The sequence below is a fragment of the Amycolatopsis sp. genome (assembly GCF_025464955.1).
GTDB lineage: Bacteria > Actinomycetota > Actinomycetes > Mycobacteriales > Pseudonocardiaceae > Amycolatopsis.
This window is the reverse complement of sequence record NZ_JAODNM010000008.1, coordinates 1-9,637: the sequence shown is the minus strand read 5'-3', so window position 1 is coordinate 9,637 and position 9,637 is coordinate 1. Positions and strand designations below refer to the sequence as shown.

Below are 9,637 nucleotides of genomic sequence, written 5' to 3'. Positions count from 1 at the left end.
CACAAGACTCAAGAACTCGCAGTGGTCCAGACCCTCGACTCCGCCGCGGAGGCATTCCATGCGCTACAGCCAAGTGGTCGGTCCGCGCAGGTCAGAGCTCATCGAAGGGCCGGAGCTGCGGCCGGGGCCGGGTGAGGTCGTGCTGCGCGTGCGCGCTTCCGGCGTCTGCGCATCGGAATATCACGGGTGGGCGAGCCACGACGGCGGCGAGCCGGTGCGCTTCGGCCACGAGCTCGCCGGCACCATCACTGAAGTAGGCACGGACGCGCGCGGCTGGCGCGTCGGCGACGACGTCACCGGGCTCGGTGGCCCGGGATTCGCCGACAGCGCGGTGATGCGGGCCGACGCGCTGCTGCCGGTCGCGGCGGGAACCGCCTTCGAACACTCGCTCGGCGAACCGCTCGCCTGCCTGATGGAGGCCTTCAGCCGGACCCCGATCAGCCCGCAAGACGTCGTCGCGGTGGTCGGGACCGGGTTCATGGGCCTGGGTTTCCTCCAGTTGGCGCGCCTCGCCGGCCCGGCCGAGCTGATCGCCGTCGACTACGACGAACACCACCGCGAAACCGCGCTCTCCCTGGGCGCCACCGCCGCCTACCATCCCGACGAACTGCCGGAGCGATACCGAGCCGGGGTGGGCGTCGCCGTCGAAGCCGCGGGCACGGCGAGCGCGCTGACACTGGCGGGCGATCTAGTGGCGCCCCACGGAACGCTGTGCATTGTCGGTTACCACTCGCAAGGATCGCGCGCCCTGGACCTGAAGTGGTGGTACAAAGCGGTTTCGGTGGTGCACGGGTACACCCCGCAGCGGTTCCGCGTGATGAAGGCGATGGCCGACGGGCTCGCACTGGTGGCCGAGCACCGGTTCACCTACGCCCCGCTGGTCACCCATCTGATCGAGTTGTCCCAGGTGGACACCGCACTCGGCTATTTCACCGACCGCCCGGCCGGGTTCATCAAATCCGTCGTCGTTCCCTGACGAGCCGCGCCCGATGTCCCACTCAGTGGAGCTAGTGTTGCACCCCGTACGCCAGGCCGGATCCACCCGAACGCAGGAAGGCTGTCACGAAGTGAGCGGTACGTCAGAAGGTGGGTCCCGCGACGCAGGCGTCGCCATCCGGGCCGACTATCCCGACCCGCTGTGGATCCAGGCGGTCGACCTGATCCGGCGCGAGATCGCCAGCGGCGTGCTCAAGCCCGGTATGCGCCTGCCGCCGGAACGTGAGCTGTGCCAGCAGCTTTCGCTCAGCCGGGCGACCCTGCGCAAGGCGTTGAACCAGCTGGTGGAATACGGCGTGCTCAACGCCTCGCACGGCCGCGGGTGGTACGTGGCCCACCAGGCCGTGCGCAAGGAATGGCCCAACAGCCTGGAGTCGTTCAGCGAGACCGCGGCCAGGATGGGGCTCACGGCCGCATCGACGGTGCTCCGCGCGGAAGAGGTTCCGGCGAACTTCGACGAGGCGGAGGAACTCGGGATCGCCCCGGGCACGCCGCTGTTCCGGCTGGAGCGGGTCCGGCTGCTCAGCGGCGTTCCGATCGCGATCGACTCGACCCGGATGGCCGCGAAACTGGTGCCGGACATCGGATCCCGGGATTTCGCGACCGAGTCGCTGTACGAGGCGCTGTCCGCGGCCGGGATCGAACCCGTGCGCGCCAACAGCACCATCGAGGCGCGCGAGGCGGACGCGTACACCGCGGAGCACCTGAACCTGACCGTGGGCAAGCCGCTGCTGGTCATGCACCAGATCGCTGTCGACGGCGGCGAGCGCCCGCTGTTCTCCTCGAGCATCTCCTACGCCGGCGACCGCTACCGCCTGCGGACGTCGTTCGCCCGGTCCCACGGCAAGGGATCACCTGGTCACTGAACCGGCACTGAACCGGCATGAACCAGCACAGAACTGGTTCGCTGAGGTATACCTCGCTACTGGATCAGCGCATCGGACTATAGACCACTACTAGTCCACCTGGCTATCATCGCTCCCAGCAGCCCGCGAGCCTTGGAGGACAGTGTGATCGGTGTCGGCCTGGTCGGTTCCGGGTTCATCGGCGATACCTACGCCGACGCCCTGCAAGACGTCCGGAACGCCGAGCTCGTGGCGAACTACTCCCGCGACCTCGCCCGCGCCGGCGCACTGGCCGAGAAGTGGGGCCCGATCCCCAACCAGTACGACGACATCGAGGCGCTGTGCGCCGATCCCGCGGTGGACCTGGTCGTCGTCGCGCTGCCGAACGAAGCCCACGTCGGCGCGGTCGCGATCGCCGCCGCGGCGGGTAAGGGAGTGGTCTGCACCAAACCGCTGGCCCGCACCGGCGCGGAAGCCGCGGAGATGTTGCGCCTGGTCACCGGAGCCGGGGTCTGGCATGGCTACGCCGAAAGCTCCGTGTTCTCCCCCAACATCGCCAAGGCACACCAGATGGTCCAGGCCGGCGCGATCGGCAAGCTGCTCACCATGCGCGCCCGCGAGGCGCACTCCGGCCCCCACGCTCCGCATTTCTGGGACGCCGAGACGGCCGGCGGCGGCGCACTGCTCGACATGGGCTGCCACACGATCGAGTCCGCCCGCCACTTCTTCGGCAAGGACAACGCGATCACCGAGGTGTTCGCCTGGGGCGCCACCCTCGCCCACGCGGACAAGACCACCGGCGAAGACACCGCCATCGCGCTGCTGAAGTTCGACGGCGGCCAGCTCGCCACGGTCGAGTCGTCCTGGATCGAAAAGGGCGGTATGCAGCTGCGGCACGAACTGGTCGGCAGCGCGGGCCGGATCGTCACCGACACCGCGTCGACGCCGGTGTGGGGGTTCATCGAGAACCCGGCCGGTTACCTGGTCGAGAAGGCGGACGCCGACACCGGCTGGGTCTATCCGGTGCCGGAAGAAGCCCGCGCGTACGGCTTCAGCCAGGAAATGCGTCATTTCGTCGACTGCTTCGCCGCCGGTAAGCCGCCGATCGAGACTTTTGCCGACGGCGTGGTCGTGAACGACATCCTCGACGCGTGCTACGCCTCGATGAAGTCCGGTAGCTGGGAGAAAGTGCGGAGCAGCAACTAGACCTGAACAGAGGTAGTAGCAAGGTCTACAAGTGGTATATGGTGGTACATACCTAACCGATCGTGGGAATGCGGGGTTCTCGTGCCTCACCAAACGACGGACAAGCGGACGGTCTCCGCCGCGCTCGCCTCACTTCGCACCGAAGAAATCGAAGCATGCAAAGCCATCCTCGGCCGCGAAGGGCTGCTCGGCGAAAACACGCACGTGTCGTATTTCGGCCTGGCCGAACAGGACAAGCGCGAACTGCTCGCCGGAACGGTCGCACCCAGGCGCTTTCGCGCGATGCTCATCGATATGTCCACCGGTGTCTCGCACGACGTGGTCGTCTGTCCCGACGAAGGCCGAATCGTCACCGTGAAGCTCCTCGACGCGACCGTCGACGGGCAGGTTCCCGTTGTCCTGGTGGAATTCTCACTCGTCGAAGAAGTCGTGCACACCGACGAGCGCTGGCTCGAAGCGATGCGCAAACGCGGTCTCACCGACGTCTCGCGCCTTCGTGTCAACCCGATGACAGCCGGCGTGCTCCGGGACGACGAACGCGGACGACGTCTGCAACGTTGTGTCACGTTCCTCCAGAAGACCCCCGATGATCTGGGCTGGGCTCATCCCGTCGACGGAGTCTTGGCGACTGTCGACGTCGTCACGGGCGAAGTGGTCGACGTCGTCGACTACGCACAACTGCCCGTTCCCGAAGAGGACGGCAACTTCCACGATCCGGCCTGGTCAGGGCAGCCGGCCCGGGCCGGGATCAAGCCGATCGAGATCACCCAGCCGGACGGCCCGAGCTTCACCATCGACGAAGACGGGGTACTGAACTGGCTCGGCTGGTCCCTGCAGGTGAGCTTCGACCAGCGCGAAGGCCTGGTCTTCCACCAAGTGTCCGTTGAGGACGGCGGAGTACGGCGACCGGTCCTCTACCGCGCGTCGATCGCGGAGATGGTCGTCCCCTATGGCGACCCCGGTCCGCAGCGCTGGTTCCAGAACTTCTTCGACTGCGGCGAGTACCTTCTCGGCGGTTTCGCCAATTCCCTCGAACTCGGCTGCGACTGCGTTGGTGACATCACCTATCTCGACGCTGTCCTCGCCGACAACGCGGGCAATCCGAGGACCGTGCCGCAGGCGATCTGCATCCACGAAGAGGACACCGGGATCCTGTGGAAGCACAGCGACACTTGGACCAGCTCAAGCGTGTCGCGCCGCGGCCGTCGTCTGGTGGTGTCCTTTTTCGTCACCGTCGGGAACTACGACTACGGGTTCTACTGGTACTTCTCACTCGACGGCACGATCGAACTCGAAGTGAAAGCCACCGGGGTCGTCTTCACGTCGGCTTATCCCGGCGAGGGTTACCCGTACGCACAACAACTTGCGCCTGGTCTCGGCGCGCCGCACCACCAGCATCTCTTCAGCGCACGGCTGGACATGACAGTCGGCGGAGTAGACAACGCCGTCGACGAACTCGAAGCCGCGCTCGTACCGAGAGGTCCGGAAAACCCCACCGGCAGCGGGTTTACCCAGTCCGTGACGCGCCTGCGTACCGAGCTCGACGCGCAACGCCTGGCGGACAACACCAAGGGTCGCGTCTGGCTGGTCTCGAACCCATCGGTGCGCGGCCGCCTCGGCGGACCCGTCGGCTATGTCCTTTACCCCGAAGGAAAACCGGTGCTCCTGGCGGACGAGGAGTCCGATATCCACCGCCGGGCCACGTTTTCGTCGAAGCACCTCTGGGTCACGCCGTATTCGCCGGACGAGAACTACCCCGCCGGCGACTTCGTCAACCTCCATCCCGGCGGCGCCGGCCTGCCCGCCTGGACCGCCGCCAACCGCGACGTCGACAACACCGACATCGTGCTGTGGCACACCTTCGGCCTCACCCACTTCCCGCGTCTCGAGGACTGGCCGGTCATGCCGGTGGACTCGACGGGCTTCGTCCTGAAACCGCACAACTTCTTCGGCCGCAACCCGGCGCTCGACCTGCCTGGTTCCGCCGCCCACTCCGAACATGGCTGCGAACACAGCCCCGCACAAGGCCCCGAACATGCTGACAACGCTGACAACGAGGAGAACCAGTGACCGGCCAACCACTCGGGGTCCAGCTCTACAGCGTCCGGGACGACCTCGGGCCTGACGACCTGGACACCACGCTCGCCCGGCTCGCCGCCATGGGCTTCACCCACGTCGAGCCGTACGACATCCTCGGTTATACCGCCGCGCTGAAAAAGGCCATCGACGCCAACGGGCTCCTCGCCACCACGACGCACGCCAACATCGTCACGCTGGACCGCGACGCCGTAATCGCCGCGGCGAAGGAACTCGGGATCGACACCGTGCTTGTCCCGTGGGTCGAGCCCGAAAGCATCGCCGACCGCGCGGGCGTGGAGAAACTCGCCGCCGCGATCAACGACGCCGCGCGGTACGCGGCCGGCCACGGCATCCGCGTCGGCTACCACAACCATGACTTCGAGTTCAGCCAGCACATCGACGGACAGTCCGCCTACGAACTGCTCGTCACGCTGCTCGACGACGACGTCATCCTCGAAGTGGACACATATTGGGCGAGCGTCGGCGGCGCAGACGTCTTCGAATTGCTGCCACGACTGAAGGAGCGCGTGCGCTTCCTCCACGTCAAGAACGAACCGCCGGATGCGGGCGACCCGCCGGCACTCGGGGTCGACATCACCGGCCGGATGTCCGAAGTGCTCGCGGTCTCCCAGGAGTTCGTCACGATGCCGGTCGTCGAGGTCGTCGTCGACGAAGGCGACGTCTTCGAAGTACTGGAGCGGAATGCGGCCTTCTTCCGCAACGAGGTGTCGCTGTGACCGGCGGCCCCATGACCGTGGGCATCATCGGTGCCGGCAACATCTCCGACGAGTACCTGCGCAGCCTCACCGGCTACCCCGACATCGTCGTCGCCGGGATCGCCGACCTCGACGTCGAACGCGCGCGGGCCCAGGCCGAGAAGTACGGGCTCGGGTTCTCGGGCACTTCGGAAGCCTTGCTGGCCCGCGAAGACGTCGAGCTGATCGTCAACCTGACCACGCCCGCGGTGCACGCCGAAGTCGCCCTCGCCGCGATCGCCGCGGGCAAGCACGTCTGGGGCGAAAAGCCGCTCACGCTCGATCGCGAATCCGCGCAGGCCGTGCTGGACGCCGCCACGGCGAAGGGGGTCGTCGTGGGCAACGCGCCGGACACGATCCTCGGCGAGGCCATCCAGAACTCACACCGCCTACTCGCCGACGGCGCGATCGGCACGCCGCGGACCGTGCTGACCCTCATGCAGGGTCCCGGCCCCGAAGCCTGGCATCCGCGCCCTCAGTTCCTCTTCGCCCGCGGAGCCGGCCCGCTGTTCGACATCGGGCCGTACTACTTCACCACGCTCGTCCAACTGCTTGGGGAGATCGAATCGGTGCAGGCGCTCGGACAGCGGCCCCGCGCCGAGCGGGTCATCGGCTCCGGTCCCGACGCCGGGACGGCGTTCCCGGTCGAGGTGTCGACCCACGTCAGTGTCCTGACCCGGTTCCGGTCCGGCGTGGTGGGCACGTCGATCTACAGCTTCGACTCCCCTGTCGGGCGTCAACTGTTCGAGATCAGCGGCTCCGCCGGCACGATGGAGGTCCCGGTCAGCGGCTTCGACGGCCCGACGCGGATTCTCGGCGCGGCGCCGGACGCCGAGTGGACCACGTTCGCGCCGCCCGGCGCGCACCGCGAACGCGGCGTCGGGGTGCTGGAGATGGCCCGTGCCCTGCGCGCCGGCGGGAACCCGCGAGCCAGCGGGGAACTCGCCTACCACGTCCTCGACGCGATGCTCGCCGTTGAGGAGTCGATCAAGACGGGTGCGCCGGTGCAGCTCAAGAGCACCGCGGAGGCGATCACCGCCGTCGAAGCCGGGTGGGATCCGGCCGGGGAGACCTTGAGGTCGACAACTTGCACCGGGGGGACTTCATGATCCGTGACGACATCACGTTCACCGCCGCGCGGGCGACGCAGGCCGACCGGCTCGACCGCGCGATCGGCGCGATCGCGGACCAGGTCACCGCCCGCCGGGCCGTCGGGGAGTTCACCGGCCCCGGCCCGATCTTCGTCGGGATCGGCGCCAGTCTCGCCGCCGCGTGCGCGCCCGTGTGGGCGCTGCGCAGCCGCGGGATCCACTCGTGGCGGCTCGGCGCGGGCGATCTGCCGCTGCCGTTCCCGCCGAGCGAGCACCCGATCATCGGGGTGTCGCAGAGCGGCCGCAGCGCCGAAACCCTCACCGTGCTCGAGTCCGTGCCGGAAGCGCAGCGGTACGCGGTGGTCAACCACCGGCCCTCCCCCATCGCCGACCTCGTCGCCAAGACGGTCAGCCTGGACAGCATCCCGGACAGCTACGCCTCGACGATCGGCTACACCGCCACGGTCGCGGCGCTGGGCATGATCGCCGACGTCTGGAACGGCGGAGTCATCGCGCCGGGTTGGCGCGCCCTGCCGGACGCGTTCCGCGCCGCTGAGGCGGTATTCGCCCGCGGTATCACCGGGATCGCCTCGCTGTTCGCCGAAACCACGTCCGTCGACTTCGTCGGCGCGGGTCCGGCAGTCGGCTCGGCGGAAGCGGGGGCGCTGCTGTTCCGTGAGGTCGCGCGCATCCACGCGACCGGGATGAGCACCCGGCAGTACCTGCACGGCTCGATGGAATCGGCAGGCGACGGGGTCCACGTCCTCCTCGGCGACACCCGCGAGCTGGGTGTCGCCCGTACCCTGGCCGAAGCCGGCCACCAGGTCGTCCTGATCTCGAGCGAGCCGATCCCGGAGGGCCCGATGCTGCGCACGATCCGGCTGCCGAAGCTGCCGGCCGCTCAGCGCGCGATCCTCGAGGCGCTGTTCATGCAGGCGCTCGTCGGTGAGGTGGCCGAGCTTCGTGGCGTCGATATCGAGGAGTTCGTCTTCGACAACACCGACACCAAGGTGGCCACGTGATCGAAGTCGTCGCCGGGATCGACGCGGGCGGTACCAAACTCGCCGTCCGCGTCGAAACCCTCGACGGGACTCGCTTGTGCGACAAGGAGTTCCCCGCCGAAGACTGGAGCGCGTCGCCGGTGGACACCGCGGCGACCTGGTTGCGCGAGCGGCTGGACCGCGCGGTTCCGGCGGGGTACCGAATGCTGGCCGCCGGCATCGGCGCGCAGGGCTGCGACACCCAGAAACACTGCGCTGAACTGGAAACCGCACTCGCGGAACAGGGCCTCCGCGCCGTCGTGGTCAACGACGCGGCTCTGCTCGTCCCAGCCGCGGGCCTGACCGAGGGTATCGGGGTCATCTCGGGCACCGGAGCCATCGGTGTCGGCGCGAACGCTGACGGCGACCCGCTGTTCGCGGGCGGCTGGGGCTGGGTGATCGGCGACGAAGCCGGGTCGGCCGGCATCGTGCGGCTGGCCACCGTCGCGGCCTTGACCGCGCACGACGAGGGCAACCCGGACGACGGCCTGCTGTCGTCACTACTCCGCGCTTTCGACGTCGACGGGCCGGAAGCGTTGGCCCGCAAGGTGAACGACGAAGCGACCGCCGAAAATTGGGGACCACACGCACCTGCCGTCTTCACCGCCGTCGAAGACGGATCCGCCCTGGCCGGCGAGGTGGTCGGGGCAGCAGCCGACCACCTCGCCGCGCTGGTGCGCAGGCTCGTCACCCGCGGTGCCGTCGGCAAGGACGTCGTCGCCGCGGGCAGCGTGATCACCGGTCAACCCCGGTTCGAAGCGGCTTTCCGAGCCCGGATCGGCACCGCTTTTCCCCACCTCACCGTGACGTTGCTCGAGGACCTGCCAGTGGCCGGTGGCGTCGCGCTTGCGAGACGCCACACCGGAAACGCCTGACCCGCGCGGTATGTTGACGCATCATCAACAGCACGGTAGTTTTGCGTTCAAGTACATTTCCGGTCACCGCACTCGCTTGGAAGGTCCCGAATTGACTGACATGGTGGAAATCAACAAAGGCGTGATCAAGGAGTTCCGCGAGAACGCCGGCAAGGTCGGCGGCATGTTCGAGGGCGCCGCGATGATCCTCGTCCACCACACCGGTGCGAAGTCGGGCGCCGCGCGCATCGCCCCGTTGGTCTACCTTGCCGACAACGACCGCCTCTTCGTCTTCGCCAGTAAGGGAGGCGCCGACGACAACCCCGCCTGGTTCCACAACCTCGTCGCCACCCCGAAGACCACCGTCGAGATCGGCACCGAGACCTTCGACGTCGTCGCGACCGTGCTCGACCAGCCGGAGCGCGACGAGATCTACGCCAAGCAGGCCACCCTCTCCCCACAGTTCGCCGAGTACGAGAAGAAGACCAAGCGGCTCATCCCCGTCGTCGAGCTCAAGCGCGTCTGACGTTCACCGACGTTCCCTCAGGGCCAACCCCGTGGCGTTCAACGCCACGGGGTTGGCCCTTTTAGGGCTCTTCGGTCGTCTGTGTGGGTGCTGGTTGCTGTGGACTGGCTGCGTTTTACCGCAGCAAGGGCCGGGTCGTGTACGGCGAATGCCGGTGTCCGGAGCTGGGTGTGGGACTCGCCGGTCTGAACTGTGGGACTCGCCCTCGCTGAATGTGGGACTCGCACAGCCCATCGGCGAGTCCC

9 protein-coding genes are annotated in these 9,637 nt (G+C 67.9%); all 9 read left to right on the top strand.

From position 1 onward, the window contains the following. The first annotated feature begins 58 nt into the window (after window positions 1-58). Complete coding sequence (locus tag JWQ81_RS00790; protein ID WP_297536781.1) at window positions 59-976, top strand: zinc-binding dehydrogenase; 918 nt, start codon at window positions 59-61, stop codon at window positions 974-976. A gap of 91 nt (window positions 977-1,067) precedes the next feature. Continuing rightward, window positions 1,068-1,862 (top strand): GntR family transcriptional regulator, encoded by a 795-nt coding sequence (locus JWQ81_RS00785; protein WP_297536780.1) that lies wholly within the window; start codon window positions 1,068-1,070, stop codon window positions 1,860-1,862. Window positions 1,863-2,006: 144 nt separating this feature from the next. Next, window positions 2,007-3,047: a Gfo/Idh/MocA family oxidoreductase gene (locus JWQ81_RS00780; protein WP_297536779.1), complete on the top strand. Its 1,041-nt coding sequence runs from the start codon at window positions 2,007-2,009 to the stop codon at window positions 3,045-3,047. Window positions 3,048-3,128: 81 nt separating this feature from the next. Then, the gene (locus JWQ81_RS00775; RefSeq protein WP_297536778.1) at window positions 3,129-5,117 is read left to right on the top strand and encodes a primary-amine oxidase; all 1,989 of its coding nucleotides are present in this window, start codon (window positions 3,129-3,131) and stop codon (window positions 5,115-5,117) included. Beyond that, the gene (locus tag JWQ81_RS00770) at window positions 5,114-5,863 is read left to right on the top strand and encodes a sugar phosphate isomerase/epimerase (protein WP_297536777.1); all 750 of its coding nucleotides are present in this window, start codon (window positions 5,114-5,116) and stop codon (window positions 5,861-5,863) included. Before JWQ81_RS00775 ends, JWQ81_RS00770 begins: the two co-directional genes overlap by 4 nt. Continuing rightward, window positions 5,860-6,990 (top strand): Gfo/Idh/MocA family oxidoreductase, encoded by a 1,131-nt coding sequence (locus JWQ81_RS00765; RefSeq protein WP_297536776.1) that lies wholly within the window; start codon window positions 5,860-5,862, stop codon window positions 6,988-6,990. Before JWQ81_RS00770 ends, JWQ81_RS00765 begins: the two co-directional genes overlap by 4 nt. Beyond that, window positions 6,987-7,994, top strand: a complete 1,008-nt coding sequence (locus tag JWQ81_RS00760) for a hypothetical protein (RefSeq protein ID WP_297536775.1) — start codon at window positions 6,987-6,989, stop codon at window positions 7,992-7,994. The genes JWQ81_RS00765 and JWQ81_RS00760 overlap by 4 nt, the downstream gene beginning before the upstream one ends. Next, complete coding sequence (locus JWQ81_RS00755; protein ID WP_297536774.1) at window positions 7,991-8,887, top strand: N-acetylglucosamine kinase; 897 nt, start codon at window positions 7,991-7,993, stop codon at window positions 8,885-8,887. Before JWQ81_RS00760 ends, JWQ81_RS00755 begins: the two co-directional genes overlap by 4 nt. A 100-nt stretch (window positions 8,888-8,987) precedes the next feature. Next, window positions 8,988-9,392 (top strand): nitroreductase/quinone reductase family protein, encoded by a 405-nt coding sequence (locus JWQ81_RS00750; protein ID WP_297536847.1) that lies wholly within the window; start codon window positions 8,988-8,990, stop codon window positions 9,390-9,392. Window positions 9,393-9,637 lie beyond the last annotated feature (245 nt).

What these genes read in the sequence shown, in the direction of transcription:
- JWQ81_RS00790 (WP_297536781.1), top strand. Translation starts at nt 59, where the DNA reads ATGCGCTACAGCCAAGTGGTCGGTCCGCGCAGGTCAGAGCTCATCGAA.
- JWQ81_RS00750 (WP_297536847.1), top strand. Translation starts at nt 8,988, where the DNA reads ATGGTGGAAATCAACAAAGGCGTGATCAAGGAGTTCCGCGAGAACGCC.
- JWQ81_RS00760 (WP_297536775.1), top strand. Translation starts at nt 6,987, where the DNA reads ATGATCCGTGACGACATCACGTTCACCGCCGCGCGGGCGACGCAGGCC.